The following is a 16353-nucleotide window of genomic DNA, read 5'->3' on the forward strand; positions in this document are numbered from 1 at the left end:
GGGCCTGGGGGCTGATCGGGGACGGCGGGCGAGCCCGGTGGAGTCGGGCCCGCCGCCTCAGCCGGCCGAGCGGATCCCTCCGGTCGGACCCCAGGCGACTCCGGCGCCGCCCGCGTCGCCCTGGTAGTCGTCGGGCGAGAGGGCCATGCCGCTCGCGACGAAGTCCGCGGTCGCCGCGCAGTCCGTGACGACGACGTCGCCGTCGGAGCGCGCGAGCCCGTAGAGGCAGACGGACTCGTCGGCGAGCTCCGCGGCCGAGAAGGAGTCGAGGCTGAGGGTGGCGAAGTAGTCGACTCCGGCGATGCTGCCCAGGTAGCGCGTCGGCCCCCAGTGGAAGACGCGGAGGCTCGCGAGGGTCGACAGCGGGCGCGTGGCGACGTCGTCGGGGACGGCCCAGGGCTCGGTGAAGACCTCCAGAGACGGGCGAGGGGCCAGCGCGACGGAGGCGGCCGTGCCGAGGGCGGCGAGCCCGAGCACGGCGACGAGGGCGGCGATCACCCCGAGGCGGCGGCGCGGGCGGGGCGTGGTGGAGGTGCGGGAGTCGGCGTCGTCGGCTCCGGTGGTCTCGCCGGTCTCGTCCCCACCGGTCCGGCCGCTCGCCGTCCCGCGGCCGATCCGGCCCTGGGCCGCTGCGGGTCCGACGGGCGCGGCCAGTCCCGCGACCGCGGCGTCGAGCGCCTCCTCCCGCTCGCGGCGCTGCGCCCGCAGCAGTGCCAGCTCCTCGAGCGCCGCGGGGTCCGCCTCCGCGCTGAACGCCCGGCGCTCGAGCGCGGCCCGCTGCCTCCGCTCCTCCGGCGACGCCCCGTCGCGGCTCCGCTGCAGGGCGGCCCGGCCGCGACCGCGACCTCCGAGAGCCGCGTCGAGCGCCTCCTCCGTCGCGGGATCGAGCTCGTCGAGCAGCCGGGCCGCGCGCGCGGGCGTGACCGCGATGCCGACGGACGCCGGCATGTCAGCCCCGGTCGCGGACGGCGCGCGCCAGCGACTCGAGGCGCTCCCGGTACTCCGGCCACCACTCCTCCGGCACCGGCGGGAGGTTGTCGCCGGGCGTCCGGAGCCCGACCCGCCCGTCGATCAGCTCGCGGACGATGTCGGCGTGGCCGGCGTGCCGGTGCGTCTCCGCGGTGATGTGGACGAGGATCCGGTGCAGCGTCACGTCGCGGTTCGTCCACCAGGGGACCTGCCCGGGAGCGTCGAGCGGGAGGGCCGCGACCGTCGCGTCGGAGTGGGCCCACACGCGGCGGTACAGCGCGACGACGTCGGCCGGGGACTCGTCGGCCGTCGCCCACATGTCCGAGTTCGGCTCCGACTCGTCCTCCATCCACGGCATCGACTCCGGGAACGGCCGCCCGAACACGGCGCCGAGGTAGCCCGCCTCGGTGCCCGCCACGTGCTTCACCAGGCCGAGCAGGTTCGTGCCCGTCGAAACCAGCGGCCGCCGCACGTCGTACTCGTCGAGCCCGTCGAGCTTCTGCAGCAGGGCGTCGCGCCCCTCCTGCAGGTAGCGGAGGAGGGTCTGCTTCGCGTCGTCGCTCATCCCCCCAGCCTGCCGCGCCCGCCCGAGCCGCGCCAGAGCGGTGCCGGAGCCGCGCCGTGCCCAGACCGCATGAAGGATCGCCCCGCGGGCACCGGGATCCGCGGATCCACGGCCCGCCGGAGCGATCCTTCCAGCGTTGTCCACGGGGTCAGGCCGGGACGCCCGCTCCCGCCCGCTGGACCCGCGTGCCGACGAGGCGCTGCGAGGAGGCGTCGACAGCGGCGGCCGGGCCGACCAGCTCGAGCGCCGTCTCCGTCTCGCGCGTCGCGCAGTCCGGGCCAACCCACAGCTCGACGCGGCCGGGCTCGACGATCCGCACGCCCTCGCGTCCGGTGAAGGCCAGGCGCGCGGCCGGGACCTCGAAGCGGACCTCCGCCTCCTCGCCGGGCTCGAGCGCGACCCGCGCGTAGCCGAGCAGCTGCGCCACCGGCCGGGTCACGCTCGCGAACACGTCGCGGGCGTACAGCTGCACCAGGTCGATGCCCGCCCGCTCGCCCGTGTTGCGGACGCGCACGGTCGCCGTGAAGGATCCGTCCGTCGGGGCGGACTCCTCGGCCGCCAGCTCCGTCCGGGCGAAGTGCGTGTACGAGAGCCCGTGGCCGAACGGCCGCACCGGCGTGCTGTCGGCGGAGGTCACGTCCGACGGCCCGCCGAGGATCGGGTGCAGGTACGAGAACGGCTGCGCCCCGGCCGAGCGCGGCAGCGAGACCGGCAGGTGGCCGGAGGGGTCGACCCGTCCCGAGACGACGCCCGCGATCGCGCCGGCGCCCTCCTCCCCCGGGAAGAACGCCTGCAGCACGGCGGCGGGAGCCGACGGCCTGTCGAGCGCCCAGCCCACGGCGTAGGGGCGGCCGGTCAGCAGCACGAGCACGACCGGAGTCCCGGTCGCCACGACCGCCTCGACCAGCTCGCGCTGGCGGCCCGGGAGCTCGAGGCTCTCGACGTCGTTGCCCTCGCCGACCGTGCCGCGGCCGAACAGACCCGCCCGGTCGCCGACGACCACGATCGCCACGTCGGAGTCGGCGGCCGCCCGGACCGCTTCGGCGATCCCGGAGGCGTCGTCCCCCTCGACCGAGCAGCCCTCGGCGAGCAGCAGCTCCGCCGACCCGAACTCGTCGGCCAGCGCGTCCGCGACCGTCGGGATCTCGAAGCCCAGCGGCACGCCCGGGTGGTGCGCCAGCACGTGGTTGGCGAAGGAGTAGCAGCCCATGAGCGCGGGCGCGCTGTCTGCGTTGGGGCCGATCAGCGCGAGGCGGCGCGGCGCAGCGAGCGGCAGGACGCCGTCGTTCGCGAGCAGCACCACCGACTCCTCGGCCAGGCGGCGGGCGATGTCGCGGTGGGCCGGCGAATCGAGGTCGATCGACTCGGGGGCGTCGTCGAAGCGCGCGTCGAGCAGGCCGAGCCGCTCCTTCTGCGCGAGCACCCGCAGCACGGCCCGGTCGACGAGCGCCTCGTCGGCCTCCCCGGCCCGGATCCGCGCGGCCAGCGGCGCGAGGAACGCGTCGCCCGTGGGAAGCTCCACGTCGATCCCCGCGGCGAGCGCCAGCTCGGCCGCCTCGCCCAGATCGGCGGCGACCGCGTGCATGAGGTGGAGGAACGCGACCGAGAAGTAGTCGGCGACGACCACGCCGTCGAAGCCCCAGCGCTCGCGCAGCACGCCGGTGAGGTAGGCGGGCGTCGCTCCGACCGGGTCCCCGTCGATCTCGGCGTAGGAGTTCATCACCGAGCGGGCGCCCCCGTCGCGGATCGCCATCTCGAACGGCGGCAGCAGCACGTCCGCGATCTCGCGCGGTCCGGCGTGCACCGGCGCGTGGTTGCGGCCGCCGCGGGAGGCGGAGTAGCCGATGAAGTGCTTCAGCGTCGCGTCGACGCCGGTGGACTGCAGCCCCTGCACGTACGCGGTGCCGATCGTGCCGACCACGTACGGGTCCTCGGCGATGCACTCGTCGACCCGGCCCCAGCGGGGGTCGCGGATCACGTCGAGCACGGGCGCCAGGCCCTGGTGGATCCCGAGCTCGCGCATCGAACCGCCGATCACGGCGCCGAGCTCGGCCACGAGCTCCGGGTCGAAGGAGGCGCCCCAGGCGAGTGGAGTCGGGAACGTCGCGGCCTGCCAGGCGGCGAGCCCGGTCAGGCACTCCTCGTGGACGATCGCCGGGATGCCCAGCCGCGTCTCCTCGACGAGCCGGCGCTGCTCCGCCCACAGCCAGCGGGCGCGCTCGAGCGGATCGACGGGGCGCGTGCCGTAGACGCGGGTCAGCTGGCCGATCCCCTCGCGGGTCGCCTCGGCGTACCCGGTCGAGGTGGCCATCTCGCCGGCGAGCGGGGCGACGACCTCGCCGCCCTGGTCGACCCAGTAGCCGACCAGCTGGGAGAGCTTCTCCTCCAGCGTCATCCGGCCCAGCAGCTCGGTGGTGCGGGCGGACGGGGCCTGGGGGTCCTCTGGTGCGTGCGGTGCGGTCACGGTGCGACCCTCTCTGCGGGTGGGGCGACGGGTGCGGACGGGACGGGGGACGCGGCGGACGGGCGGAGCGATCCGCTCATCCCTTCACCGCCCCCGTCAGCCCGCCGACGATGCGGCGCTCGAAGACGCTGAAGAAGATCAGCGCCGGGATCATCGACAGCGACACGAAGGCCAGCACCTTCGCCGTGTCGACCGAGTACTGCGACGAGAACGCCTGCACTCCGAGCGGGAGCGTGAAGGTGGACTCGTTGTTGAGGATGAACAGGGGCAGCAGGTAGCTGTTCCAGCTCGCGATGAACGCGAGGATCCCCGTGGTGATCACGCCGGGCATCGCCAGGCGCACGACCATCCGGAAGAAGAAGCCGATCCGGCTGCAGCCGTCGATGAAGGCCGCCTCCTGGATCTCGTCCGGGATCGCGCGGAGGAACGGCACCAGGATGATGATCGTGGTCGGCAGGCCGAACGCGATCTGCGGCAGCACCACTCCGGCGAGCGAGTTCATCAGGCCGAGGCTCTTGATCACCAGGTAGAGAGGAGTGATCGCCACGGTCATCGGGAACATCAGGCCGGCGGCGAAGAGCGCGTAGAACACGCCGCGTCCGGTGAAGTCGTAGCGGGCCAGGACGTAGCTCGCCATCAGGCCGAGCACGACCACGCCGAGCGTCGTCGCGAGGCCGGCGACGGTGGAGTTGCCCACCTCCTGCCAGAAGACGCCGCCGGTGATCACGTCGAGGTAGTTCTGCACGTTCCACGGCGAGGGCAGGCCCGCCGGGTCGGTGGTGATCTGCGCGTTCGTGCGGAAGCCGCCGAGGATGATGTACGCCACCGGGGCGAGCATCAGCGCGATCACGACGATCGCCACGACGTAGGCGATCGTGGTGCCGCGGCCCAGGGGCTGCCGGCGCCGCTTCACCGCGAGAGGCCGAGGGGTCTCCGGAGTGATCGGCGGGGCCGTCATCGTCGTGCCGGTCATCGCTTGTCTCCCGTCAGTGCGCCCGCCGTGTCGCGCCGGAGCACGAAGCGCTGGTAGAGCAGCGCCACCACGAGCGAGATCAGGAACAGGACCACCGCGACGGCGTTCCCGTACCCGTAGTTGCCGGCGTTGCGGCCGTTGGTGACCAGGTAGATCGCCATGGTCGAGGTGCCCGCGGTCGAGGACACGTACTGGCCCCAGATGATGTAGACGAGGTCGAACAGCTGCAGTGCGCCGATGATCGACAGGAACGCCCAGATCCGCAGGGTCGGCGCGAGCAGGGGCAGGGTGATCCGCCGCTGCACCTGCCAGTAGGAGGCGCCGTCGATGGCCGCGGCCTCGGACAGCTCCTCGGGGATGCCCTGCAGTCCCGCGAGGAAGAGGATCACGGCGAAGCCGATGTACTTCCACGTGATGATCAGCATCAGCGTCCAGATCGCGATCGCCGGATCCGAGAGCCAGTCCTGCTTCAGCGCGCCGAGGCCGACCTTCTCGAGCAGGCCGTTGACCGCGCCGCTGGTCTGGAGCATCAGGCTCCAGCCGGTGCCGACGACGACCTCCGAGATCACGTACGGCACGAAGATCAGGACGCGGATGATCGACTGCCCGCGCAGCTTGCGGTTCAGCAGCAGCGCCAGGAGGATCGCGACCGGCCCCTGGAGCACGAGCGAGAGCACCACGATGATGCCGTTGTGCGCGAGGGCGTCGTGGAAGGTGGGGTCCTGCAGGATCGTCAGGTAGTTGCGGAAGCCGACGAAGTCCGTCGGCACTCCGTAGCCCTGCCAGCTGGAGAAGCCGTAGTAGGCCGCCATCACGACCGGGAAGATCACGAAGGCGAGGAAGACGATCAGCGCCGGGCCGACCAGGAGCGCGATCTCGAAGCGCCCCGCCCAGCCCACGCTGCGGCGGCGCCGGCGCACCGGAGGCGTCGAGGTGACGCCTCCGGTGCGCGCGGTCCCGCGGGGCTCATCCACTCCGAGGAGCGGGCTCTCGCGGAGTGCCATGGTGGCTAGGCCTTCGCCGCGGCGGCGTTGACGGCCTCGACCAGCTGCTCGGGGTCGCTCTTGCCGGCCAGCAGGTCGACGACTCCGACGTTCAGCGCGTTGCCGACGTTGAGGCCGTAGACGGTGTCGAGCCACTGCGAGACGTACGGGGCCGAGTTGTAGGCCTCGAGGATCTGCTGCAGGTACGGCTCGGTGACCGCCTCCTGCGCCACGGTGTTCACCGGGGGCGCGTTGAAGGCCGCGTAGTACTCCTTCTGCACGTCGGAGGTGGCCAGGTAGTTGAGGAAGTCGACGCACTCGTCGGGAGCGCCCGCGGAGCAGGAGTAGCCGTCGACGCCGCCCATGATCGCGCCGGCCTCGCCGTCGCCGCCGTCGATCTCGGGGAACGGGAACCAGCCCAGGTCGGGCAGCGGCTTCTCGTCGGGGGTGAGGGAGGCGATCACGCCGGGGTTCCACGCGCCCATGAGCTCCATCGACGCCTGGTGATTGGCGAGGAGTCCGGCCGAGCTGCCCGCGCCCTGCTGGGCGGCGGTGGTGAGGAAGCCCTCGTTGAACGGCTCGGTTGCCGAGAAGTCCTGCAGGTCCTCGCCCGCGCGGACCCAGCAGTCGTCCGAGAAGTCCTTGGTGTCGGCCGCCTCGGCCATGGTGTCGGCGCTGCACTCGCGCAGCGCGAAGAAGTAGTACCAGTGCGCGGCGGGCCAGGCGTCCTTCGCGCCGAGCGCGACGGCCTGGGCTCCGCTGCCCTTGATCTTCGTGATCGCCGAGTCGAGCTCGTCGATGGTCTTCGGCGTCTCGGTGACTCCCGCCGCCGTGAAGACGTCCTGGCTGTAGAACAGGCCGCCCGGGAGGACGGCGACCGGCATCGCCCAGACCTTGTCGTCGAGCGTGTTCGCCGAGAACGAGCCCTCGGGGATCTCGCTGCGCGCCTGGTCCGAGATGCCGCCGGTGAGGTCCTTCAGCTGTCCGCCCGCGACCAGGGCGGCGAGCTTGCCGCCTCCGCGCTGGAGGAAGACGTCGGGGGCGTCGCCCGAGTTGAGCGCCGTCTGGAGCTTGCCGTCGAGGTCCTCGTTCTGGATGGCCTGCGACTCGATGGTCACTCCGGGGTTCGCGGCCTCGAAGTCCGCGATCGTCTTGTCCCAGAACTCCTGGCCGGGGCCCGTGGTCGAGTTCTGCCAGAGGGTCATCGCGACGGTGCCGTCGCTCGATCCCGAGTCCTGAGCCGAGCAGCCGGTGAGGGCCGCGACCGTGCCGAGCAGGGCTGCTGTCGCCACTGCGATCTTCCTGAACTTCATCGTCCAACCGTTCTCTTCATCGAGGGCGCCGCCTGGTGCACCGGCGCCGTGGGGGTTCCCGCCTTCGCGGGTGGAGTCAGTGTCCGCAGTGCTTGCGAAAGTGGTCAAACGTTTTCGAAATGGTTTTCGAAGCACGGGTTACAGTCGGCCACATGACCACCCGACCGACCATCCACGACGTCGCCGCTGCCGCCGGCGTCTCGGTGGCGACGGTGTCCAAGGCCGTGAACGGCCGCTACGGCATCGCCCCGTCCACCGCCACCCGCGTGCTCGAGGTCGTGCGCGAGCTCGGCTACGAGTCGAGCCTGGTGGCGAGCAGCATGCGCTCCCGACGCACGGGCGTGATCGGCGTGCTCGTCGCGGGGTTCGAGCCGTTCAGCGCCGAGATCCTGAAGGGCGTGGGGTCGGTGCTGGCGGAGTCGCGGTTCGACCTGCTCGCCTACTCCGGCTCCCACGAGGGCGAGCAGGAGGGCTGGGAGCGGCGCTCGCTCAGCCGGCTCAGCGGCACCCTCATCGACGGGGCGATCATGGTCACGCCGAGCGTGGTGAGCGCGCCCTCCGACATCCCGCTCGTCGCCGTGGACCCGCACACCGGCCGCGCCGACCTGCCCACCGTCGAGTCCGACAACTTCGGCGGCGCCCTGCTCGCCACCCGCCACCTCGTCGCCCTCGGGCACCGCCGCATCGGCTTCGTCGCGGGCCGCGGCGACCTGCGCTCGGCGCGGCTGCGGGAGGCCGGCTACCGGGCGGCGCTGGCGGAGGCCGGCATCGCCTTCGACGAGCGCCTGCTGCGGGTGGGCAACTACCACCGCGACACCGCCCGGCGGCCCGCCTCCTCGCTCCTGTCGCTGCCCGACCGCCCGACCGCGGTCTTCGCCGCCAACGACGTCTCGGCGCTGGCGATCATCGAGACCGCCGCGCACCTGGGCCTCGCCGTGCCCCACGACCTGTCGGTGATCGGCTTCGACGACGTGCCCGAGGCCGCGCGCTTCGATCCGCCGCTGACCACCGTCCGCCAGCCGATGCAGACGCTCGGAGCGACCGCCGCCGAGATGCTGATCGCCCTGATGGCCGGGCGCGAGCCGCGCTCGCTGCACGTGCAGCTGCCGACGCAGCTCGTCCGCCGCGCGACGACGGGACCGCCGGCATGAGCGGCGACGGGACCGCCGGCAGGGGCGACGAGCTGGAGGACGACGGCCCGACCGCGGTGCACGCCGCCCTCTTCGACGCGCTGGAGCTGGTGGACCTGCCCGCGCTCGAGGCGCTGCTCGACGAGCGCTTCGTGATCGAGCACCCGACCGGCCTCGTGCAGTCGCGGGAGGAGTGGCTCGCCGACATCGACGAGGCGCGCAAGGAGTACCACGAGATCGACCACGTCGAGAGCGCCCTCTCGGGCGGCGCCGCGCACCCGGTGCTCACCTCCCGCACCATCACCGAGGCGACCATCGGCCGCCTGCACGCGACCTGGCGGCTCCAGCTGACGAGCCGCCTCGTCCGCCGCGACGAGGGGTGGGTGATCACGCGGACCGTGGTGACGAGCTGGTGAGGCGGGCGGACCGGCGCGTCCGTGGCCGGCTGCGGGCGCGGCGGGCAGGATCGACACCGTGCTCCTCCAGGTCGTGACCCGCTCCGCCCGCCCGGCCGCCGAGATGTTCGACCGGGCGCGCGACATCGACCTGCACACCGCCTCGCAGGCCGGCGCTCGCGAGCGCGCGGTGTCCGGGACGACCACCGGGCTGATCGGGCTCGGCGAGCACGTGACCTGGAGCGCCCGGCACTTCGGTGTCCCGCTCCGGCTGACCAGCACCGTCACCGCGCTCGACGCCCCGCACTCCTTCGTCGACGAGCAGACCCGCGGACCCTTCGCGACGTTCCGGCACGAGCACCGCTTCGAGCCCGACGGCTCCGGCTCCGGCTCGGTGATGATCGACCGGCTCGAGTACTCCGCCCCGCTCGGCGTCCTCGGGCGGATCGCGGAGCGGCTGGTGCTCGACCGGCACCTGCGGCGGCTGCTGGAGGAGCGCGGCGCGTTCCTCGCCGGGGGCGACCGGTGAGGCTCCTGATCCGGACCCTGCTGACGCTCGTCGCCGTCGCCGGGGTCCTCTCGCTCGCGACGACCTCGGTCCTGTTCGCCCTGTCCTCCCTCGACACCGGCCGGGACCCCGGCGAGCTGCTCCCCCCGCTGGCCCGAGCGCTTCTGGCGACCGCCGTGACGGCGGCCGTCGGCGGGCTCCCCTACTCCGCGGGACGGGGTCGCGCGCCCTGGCCGGTCCTCTGGTCGGCCTCCGCGGTCTGCATCCTCGCGATCGCCTGGATCGTGGTCTCGATCGCGGCGTGGACCGACGCGGGCGACGGGACGGACGCCGTCGTCGCGCTGCTGACCGTGGTGCCCGCCGCCTGCTGCTCGATCGCCGCGGTGCCGGTGACCGAGCTCGTCCTCCGGGTGGGAACCCGCAGGATCGGCGCCCGCTAGCGGATCCGTTCCCGCCGCTTGACGTTGACGCCGCGTCAACCCGTACCGTCGCTTCCATCGCCGCCGGAGTCACCGGCGACGCGGAGACGGAGGGCGCTGTGGAGCAGGAGTGGACCGTGCACGAGGTGGCGCGGCTGGCCGGCACGACCAGCCGGACGCTGCGGCACTACGGTGCCGAGGGACTGCTCACGGCGAGCCGGGTGGGCGCGAACGGCTACCGCTACTACGACGCCGCCGCGCTCGTGACGCTGCAGCGGATCCTGCTGCTGCGCGACCTCGGTCTCGGGCTGCCCGAGATCGGGCGGATCCTGCGACGCGACGCGGAGCCGGTGGCCGCTCTCGAGCGGCACCTCGACGTGCTCCAGGAGGAGCGCCGGCGGATCGACCGCCGCATCCGGGCGGTCGCCGGGACGATCACGACGATGAGGGAGGGGAACGGGCCGATGGCCGAGGAGATGTTCGACGGGTTCGACCACGCGGAGCACCGCGAGGAGGTGGAGCGCCGCTGGGGCGCCCCGGCGTACGCCGACGGCGACCGCTGGTGGCGGTCGATGAGCGCGGAGGAGCGGGAGCGGTGGCGGCGGAGGCAGGCGGACCTCGCCGGCGCGTGGACCGCCGCGGCGGCGAGCGGAGCGGATCCGACGGGGGACGCGGCCCTCGCGCTCGCCGAGCGGCACCGGGCCTGGCTCGCGGAGGTGCCGGGCACGCCCCGCGACGCGACCGGCGGCCCGAGCGACGAGTACCTGCTCGGGCTCGGCGAGATGTACGTCGACGACGAGCGGTTCTCGGCGCACTACGGCGGAGTCGCCGGCGCCCGGTTCGTCCGCGACGCGCTGCGGGCGCTGGTCGAGCGGCGGGGATGACGGAGGTTCCGTCGGCCGGGCCGGGACCCCGCTCCGGAACGGCATGATCGCCTGATGGGACGCATCCGATTCAGCAGTCCGGGCTGGGACGAGGACACCGACCGGGGGCCCGCGCCCGACCCCGACCGCGGCCGGTACTCCCGGGGCGACGGGGCGAGGTTCACCGCGATCATGCTCACCTGCCTGTCGGTCCTCCCCGCGATCGTCCTCACGGCCGCGTTCCTCCTCGTGCGGCTCCGTCCGCTCGACCGCGACGACCAGCCCGACTGGACGGCGCCGAGCGCGGACGTCCTTGCTCCGTGGCTGCTGCTGTTCCTGCTCCCGCCGCTGGTCACGGGGCTGCTCGCCCGTCTGGTCGGCGGGCGGGACTCCTCCCACGGGTTCGGTCGCTCCGCCGCGGTCTGCCTCGTGGTGATGGCGCCGTTCCTCGGGCTCTCGGCCCTGTCGCTCCTCGGCTAGGCGCGGCCTCTCACGCCTGCAGGACCACCGCGCCGTAGTGGGTGCCCGCGCCCGTGCCCACCAGCAGCACCGACTCCCCCGGCTGCACGCGCGAGCGGTGCAGGGCCAGCGGGATCGCGCTGCCGATCGTGTTGCCGACCTCGCCGAGCGTGATCGTCATCCGGTCGCGGCCCCAGAGGCGGGCCATGCCCTCGAGCCCCGCCGCGCTGGTCTGGTGCGGGACCACCCGGTCGATGCCGGGGAGCCCAGTCGAGAGGCCGGGCCGCACCTCCTCGAGGAACCCCGGGAAGTGCCGCAACGCGTCGACGAGCAGCGCCTTGCCCTGCATGTCGAAGCGGAAGTCGGCGAGCCGGTCCTGCGCCTCCTCGATCCGGATCCGCGAGCCGAAGCCGCGCAGCTCCGCGTGGCGCACACCGCTCGGGCGGGTGCGGAAGTGCGTGGTGACCAGGCCCTGCCCCGGAGTCTCGGCGCGTCCGATCACGACGGCGGCGGCCGCGTCGCCGAAGAGCAGGGCGCTCTCGGGCTGGCCCGGGTCGATGCCGCGGCTGCCGCAGTCGGTCGAGACGATGAGCACGGTGTCGGCGCGACCCGTGGCGAGGAGGAATCCCGCCTCCTGCAGCGCGAAGAGGAACGACAGGCAGGTGGCGCCGACGCTGTACGCCGAGACGTCGTCGAGGCCGAGTCCCGCCGCGAGCAGCGCGCCTCCGTCCGGGATCGCCTGCAGCTGAGTGCCCGAGGCGTTGAGCACCACGTCGACCGTGTCGAGCCCGGCCGCCGCGAGCGCCCGGCGGGCGGCGAGCAGGCCGAGCTCCAGCGGGTCCTCGTCGTCGGTGACCCAGTGGCGGGTGCGTACGCCGGAGCGGCGCTCGGCCTCGTCGGCGGGCAGGCCGCAGAGCGCGGCGACCTCGGCGGTCGTGACGATCCGCTCGGGCAGCGCTTCGCCCGTGCCGAGGACGCGGAGCGGGAGGAGGTCGGGCACGCGGGCCCCTTCCTGCCCCGGGACGTGCGGAGCGAATCCCTGTATAGCGCGCCTCTGCACCTCCGCGCGCACTGTTCGGCGCGGTTTGACGGCACGGGCCCCCGCCGACACCATGGTCCCGGAGCGGGGGACGGATGGACGCGCGCGGTTTCTGGGTGGTCGTGCCCTTCCTCGACGAGGAGAAGCTGCTCGGCGGCGCCCTCGACGCGCTCGCCCGCCAGACCGATCCGGACTTCACCCTCCTGCTCGTCGACAACGGCAGCACCGACGGCTCGCGCGCCGTGATCGAGGAGTTCCGCCGCCGACGCCCGGAGCGGCAGGTCGCCGTGATCGACGAGGCGCAGAAGGGCACGGGAGCCGCCTCCGACACCGGCTTCCGCCACGCGATCGCCGAGGGCGCGTCGGCCGTCGCCCGCACCGACGCCGACTGCCTGCCGAAAGCCGACTGGGTGGCGCGCCTCAAGGCCGACCTCCGCGGCGGCGCCCGTTTCGTCGGCGGCCGCCTGTCCCCGCGGCGGGACGAAGCCGTCTACCGCTGGTACGACGGCGTGCTCGGCACCGCGCTGATCCGCCTGATGGAGCACGCGCCGGGCGTCTTCTACCGCCGCCCCGGCCAGCGGTACCGGATGTTCATGGCGGCCGGCTGCAACCTCGCGATCGACGCCGCGCTGTACCTCCAGGTCGACGGCTTCCCGCGCTCGAGCATCGACGACACCGACGAGGACCTGGAGCTGCACCTCAAGGTCTGCCAGGTGATCGGGCGGAGCGAGGCGCTGCTCGACAAGGACGCGGTCGTGCTGATGTCGATCCGGAAGGGCAAGGCGCTCGGGTACCTGGGGATCCTGCTCTGGTACTGGGGCCGCAAGCGCGGGTTGGAGGTCGTCGATGTCCGCTGAGCGCCGGCGCCGCGTGCTGATCACCGGGGCGACGGGCTTCCTCGGCGGCTACGCGGTGCGCGAGTTCCTGGCCGCGGGCGACGACGTGCTCGCTACCGGTCGCGCCCCCGAGGCGCTGGCGCGGCTGGAGGAGGAGGGCGCCACGGTCCTCCGCGCCGACCTCGCCGAGCTGGGCGCGACGACCGTCGAGGCCGACGTGCTCGTGCACGCCGCCGCTCTCTCGAGCCCGTGGGGCACGTGGAGCGAGTTCGAGCGCGCGAACGTCGCGGGGACCGAGGCGATGATCGCGCTGGCCGAGCGCTGCGGGATCCGCCGCTTCGTCTTCGTCTCCTCGCCGAGCATCTACTCCGCCCGCCGCCACCAGTACCTGGTTCGGGAGGAGGAGGTCGACACCGGCAGCCGGATGAGCCTCTACATCCGCAGCAAGATCGAGGCCGAGCGGCTGCTGCAGGAGGCGCACCGCTCCGGCCGGATCCCCGAGCTCGTGATCCTGCGCCCCCGCGGCCTGATCGGCGTCGGCGACCCCAGCCTCCTCCCCCGCTTCGTCGCCGCGAGCCGCCGCCGAGGCATCCCCCTCTTCGACGGCGGCCGGAACCCCGTCGACATCACCTGCGTCGAGAACGCCGCGCACGCGCTGGTCCTCGCGGCCGACGCTCCCGTGGCCGACGGCGGCGTCTACAACATCACCAACGGCGAGCCCGCTCCGCTCGGCGACCTCCTCGAGCGCTTCTTCGCCGCGATGGGCGAGGAGCCGCGCTTCATCCGGGTGGACCTGCGCGTGCTGACTGCGCTCGCCGAGATCCTGGAGCGGGTGTACCGGCTACTGCCCGGCCGCGAGCCGCCGTTCACCCGCTACACCGTGGCGACCCTCGCCTACGCGCAGACCCTCGACATCTCGCGGGCGCGGACCGAGCTCGGCTACGAGCCGACCGTGCCGCTGGCCGAGGGCATCCGCCGGGTCGGCGAGCACCTGAGGAGGACGCGTGGCTGAGTCGTCGCTGCAGGTGATGGCGTGCGGGAGCACCGTCTTCCCGCTGTCCCGGGTGTTCCGCGGGAAGGGGCTCCCCCGCCGCGTCTTCCCCTCGAACGTCTTCCTCTACACGCACGCGAGCGGCCGGCGGGTGCTCGTGGACACGGGCTACCCGCTGACGTTCCGCGGAACAGGCCTCGTCGGACGGCTGTACGAGCGCATCCTGCCCGCGTCCGTGCCGGACGACGAGACCGTCGACCAGCGGCTGCTCGCCCTCGGCCTGACCCCGGCCGACGTGGAGTTCGTGGTGCTCACGCACCTGCACCCGGACCACGTGGGCGGCGTGCGCTGGTTCCCGGACGCGACGTTCGTGCTGTCGTCTGGCCAGGTCGCCTCCGTGCGGCGGAACCGCGTGCGCGAGGGGATCTTCCGCGCGCTGCTGCCGCCGTGGTTCGCGGCCGGGATCGTGACGGACGAGCAGCCCGTGACGACGATCAAGGGGCTGAGCGGATTCGACCTCTTCGGCGACGGATCGCTGCTCGTGGTGCCGCTCCCGGGGCATGCGCGCGGGCACCTGGGGGCGCTCGTCGAGGGGCGCGTGCTGGTCGCCGGGGACGCGGCGTGGGGGCGGGAGTTCCTCGGCTGGTCCGGGCGCCTGCGCCGGCTGCCGCGGTTCATCAGCGACGACGCGCGGGCGCACGAGCGGACATCCGAGATGCTCGAGCGGGTCGAGGCGGCGGGCGTGCGGCTGCGCTTCTCGCACGACGCGTATCCGGAGGGGGACGTGCGGCTGGGTGGGGCGGCGGCCAGTGGCGGACAGGACCTCATCGACCTCGACGGTGAGAGCTCCCGTCTCCGCTAGACGGGAGGCGACTCAGGTTCACGCGATCCTCGGCGGATCAGCCGTTCGGACGTCCCGTGAGAGGCCCTGTCACCGAGGCTTGTCATCGGGCATGTCTTTCGGGACGCTGCGGACCGCGAGATCTCGAGTTCCGATGCTCGACCAGCCGGCGGTCGTCAGCGGGGCAGGTGCTCGTAGGGGACGCGGCGGCTCAGCCAGGCGAGCAGACCGGCGGCGAGCGCCGCGATCGCCGCCGGGATGAGAAGCAGCCAGAGGGCCGAGGTCACGGCGACGAGGACGAGCGCCGCCGCGGCGACGCCGGCGCCGATCGCGAAGTTCCAGCGCACGTCCGTCGCCACTCCGCCCTCGGGACGCGTCCACAGCACCACGAGGGCCGTCGCGATCGGCCCGAGCAGCAGCCCCAGCACGAACCAGCGCCAGCGCGAGCGGCCCTTCTGCTCGGCGAGACCGGCGGTGACGATCGCGAGTCCGAACCAGATCCAACCGGAGTCCTGGGTGAGTGTCATGCGTGGAGCCTAGGGCGCGGGCAGGATCGCCCCGGCGAGGTCGCCGATCGGGCATGTGGGCCTGTCGCCCGCGTCTCCCGCCCAGCGTTCCCCGGCACGGCCGCTGACCTGGACCGCTACCCAGGCACCACCGCGAAGGCGACTCCGACGACGACGCCCAGCACGAGAGCCGCCGAGCCGAACCCGATCAGGAGGGCGAACGTCAGCGGACGGGTCTCGCGGAAGCTCATCGTGCCGGGGATCAGCTCGTTGATCTCGGCGGGGCTGAGCGTCTTCTCCGGGGCGGGCGGCGCCTCGATCTTCCGCCGACGAGCGGCTCCGGTCAGGCGCGCCCACACGCTCCGGCCACCGGTGTGCACGCCACGCGCCGCCGGCAAGAGCGGCGTCGTCACGGCGGCGACGACGGCTCGCAGATCCTCGATCTCCCAGTCCGACCCGCGGAGCCGCAGCGACCGGCTCCCGTCCGACAGGAACAGGATGAGCGACGGGGGCAGATCGATCCCCTCACTGTTGGGGCCGGCGGGCACCCACGCGAGCAGCGCCTTCACCGACGGGTCGGCGCGGTCGAAGGTCACGACCCTGCCTCGAGCGTCCGTGCACTCGATCGCCCGGACCGAGATCCGCAGCGACGCGCTGGCGAGGAACCGCCGGTTGCGGAGCGCCAGCACTCCGACGATCACCAGAGCCACCACGGTGGCGAAGCCGAACAGCCCGAGGTAGACGGCCAGCGCTGCCCCGCGGTCGTCGGCGATCACGACGCCCCAGACGCTCCCCGCCAGCAGGACCAGCGCGGGAAGGACGGCGACGGGCCTCAGCCGTCGCGACTCGTTCTTCTGCCGGGCCCTCGAGGGCCGGAACTCGCGAACCGGCTCCGAGCGGTCCGTCCGTCGCCGTTCCATCAGACGGACGCGACGGCCGGGGAGCCGGCGCGGGCGCGATTCCGAGGAGGGTCGTCGAGGCTGCGGCGCATGGCGTCAGGGTAGCGGTGGCGTTTGGTCGGGCCGCGCAGGACGTCACCTGACGACAGGTCGACCTCTCCCGAGGTGCCGCCGCCGAGCACGATCATCCGAGCGAGGGC

General features: G+C 73.4%; 18 protein-coding genes. 9 read left to right on the forward strand and 9 right to left on the reverse strand.

Annotated features, from left to right (window positions below):
* Positions 1-57: 57 nt before the first annotated feature.
* From C5C55_RS12220 to C5C55_RS12245, 6 genes are all read right to left on the reverse strand, one after another.
* Positions 58-948 carry a hypothetical protein gene (locus C5C55_RS12220; protein ID WP_104234097.1) on the reverse strand — a complete coding sequence of 297 codons (891 nt, stop codon included), beginning with the start codon at positions 946-948 and terminating at the stop codon, positions 58-60.
* A gap of 1 nt (position 949) precedes the next feature.
* Positions 950-1534 (reverse strand): DinB family protein, encoded by a 585-nt coding sequence (locus C5C55_RS12225; RefSeq protein WP_104234098.1) that lies wholly within the window; start codon positions 1532-1534, stop codon positions 950-952.
* 148 nt (positions 1535-1682) lie between these two features.
* Positions 1683-3929: a glycoside hydrolase family 3 N-terminal domain-containing protein gene (locus C5C55_RS12230; protein WP_104234099.1), complete on the reverse strand. Its 2247-nt coding sequence runs from the start codon at positions 3927-3929 to the stop codon at positions 1683-1685.
* A 145-nt stretch (positions 3930-4074) separates the two neighbouring features.
* Positions 4075-4971: a carbohydrate ABC transporter permease gene (locus tag C5C55_RS12235; RefSeq protein WP_104234100.1), complete on the reverse strand. Its 897-nt coding sequence runs from the start codon at positions 4969-4971 to the stop codon at positions 4075-4077.
* Positions 4968-5975 carry a carbohydrate ABC transporter permease gene (locus tag C5C55_RS12240; protein ID WP_104234101.1) on the reverse strand — a complete coding sequence of 336 codons (1008 nt, stop codon included), beginning with the start codon at positions 5973-5975 and terminating at the stop codon, positions 4968-4970. The genes C5C55_RS12235 and C5C55_RS12240 overlap by 4 nt, the downstream gene beginning before the upstream one ends.
* A gap of 5 nt (positions 5976-5980) precedes the next feature.
* Positions 5981-7267 (reverse strand): ABC transporter substrate-binding protein, encoded by a 1287-nt coding sequence (locus C5C55_RS12245; protein ID WP_104234102.1) that lies wholly within the window; start codon positions 7265-7267, stop codon positions 5981-5983.
* A gap of 152 nt (positions 7268-7419) precedes the next feature.
* On the opposite strand from C5C55_RS12245, the gene C5C55_RS12250 reads away from it, so the two are divergent.
* The 6 genes from C5C55_RS12250 (at position 7420) to C5C55_RS12275 (ending at position 11062) form a co-directional block, all read left to right on the forward strand.
* Entirely contained in the window at positions 7420-8418 is a 999-nt protein-coding gene (locus tag C5C55_RS12250; RefSeq protein ID WP_104224902.1) for a LacI family DNA-binding transcriptional regulator, read from the forward strand.
* Positions 8415-8813, forward strand: a complete 399-nt coding sequence (locus tag C5C55_RS12255; protein WP_104234103.1) for a nuclear transport factor 2 family protein — start codon at positions 8415-8417, stop codon at positions 8811-8813. The genes C5C55_RS12250 and C5C55_RS12255 overlap by 4 nt, the downstream gene beginning before the upstream one ends.
* A gap of 58 nt (positions 8814-8871) precedes the next feature.
* Complete coding sequence (locus C5C55_RS12260; protein WP_308471876.1) at positions 8872-9321, forward strand: SRPBCC family protein; 450 nt, start codon at positions 8872-8874, stop codon at positions 9319-9321.
* Positions 9318-9740, forward strand: a complete 423-nt coding sequence (locus C5C55_RS12265; protein ID WP_104234104.1) for a hypothetical protein — start codon at positions 9318-9320, stop codon at positions 9738-9740. Before C5C55_RS12260 ends, C5C55_RS12265 begins: the two co-directional genes overlap by 4 nt.
* A 98-nt stretch (positions 9741-9838) precedes the next feature.
* Entirely contained in the window at positions 9839-10603 is a 765-nt protein-coding gene (locus C5C55_RS12270) for a TipAS antibiotic-recognition domain-containing protein (RefSeq protein ID WP_104234105.1), read from the forward strand.
* Positions 10604-10657: 54 nt separating this feature from the next.
* On the forward strand, positions 10658-11062 hold the full coding sequence (locus C5C55_RS12275; RefSeq protein ID WP_104234106.1) for a hypothetical protein: 405 nt from the start codon (positions 10658-10660) through the stop codon (positions 11060-11062).
* A gap of 10 nt (positions 11063-11072) precedes the next feature.
* Here C5C55_RS12275 and C5C55_RS12280 read toward each other — a convergent pair whose 3' ends face one another.
* Positions 11073-12041: a 3-oxoacyl-ACP synthase III family protein gene (locus C5C55_RS12280; RefSeq protein ID WP_219812379.1), complete on the reverse strand. Its 969-nt coding sequence runs from the start codon at positions 12039-12041 to the stop codon at positions 11073-11075.
* Between the two features lie 134 nt (positions 12042-12175).
* On the opposite strand from C5C55_RS12280, the gene C5C55_RS12285 reads away from it, so the two are divergent.
* Genes C5C55_RS12285 through C5C55_RS12295 form a run of 3 tightly spaced genes read left to right on the forward strand, consistent with a single transcriptional unit; the run spans position 12176 to position 14769 of the window.
* Positions 12176-12937 (forward strand): glycosyltransferase family A protein, encoded by a 762-nt coding sequence (locus C5C55_RS12285; protein ID WP_104234108.1) that lies wholly within the window; start codon positions 12176-12178, stop codon positions 12935-12937.
* Positions 12927-13928: an NAD(P)-dependent oxidoreductase gene (locus C5C55_RS12290; RefSeq protein ID WP_104234109.1), complete on the forward strand. Its 1002-nt coding sequence runs from the start codon at positions 12927-12929 to the stop codon at positions 13926-13928. The genes C5C55_RS12285 and C5C55_RS12290 overlap by 11 nt, the downstream gene beginning before the upstream one ends.
* The gene (locus C5C55_RS12295; protein ID WP_104234110.1) at positions 13921-14769 is read left to right on the forward strand and encodes an MBL fold metallo-hydrolase; all 849 of its coding nucleotides are present in this window, start codon (positions 13921-13923) and stop codon (positions 14767-14769) included. The genes C5C55_RS12290 and C5C55_RS12295 overlap by 8 nt, the downstream gene beginning before the upstream one ends.
* Before the next feature lie 155 nt (positions 14770-14924).
* On the opposite strand, the gene C5C55_RS12300 is transcribed toward C5C55_RS12295, so the two are convergent.
* Positions 14925-15275, reverse strand: a complete 351-nt coding sequence (locus C5C55_RS12300; protein ID WP_104234111.1) for a hypothetical protein — start codon at positions 15273-15275, stop codon at positions 14925-14927.
* 116 nt (positions 15276-15391) lie between these two features.
* A complete protein-coding gene (locus C5C55_RS12305) occupies positions 15392-16174 on the reverse strand; it encodes a hypothetical protein (protein WP_104234112.1) in 783 nt (260 codons plus the stop codon).
* Positions 16175-16353 lie beyond the last annotated feature (179 nt).

Origin of the sequence: Rathayibacter sp. AY1C2, from assembly GCF_002931195.1 — a bacterium.
In the GTDB taxonomy this organism is placed as follows: Bacteria; Actinomycetota; Actinomycetes; order Actinomycetales; family Microbacteriaceae; genus Rathayibacter.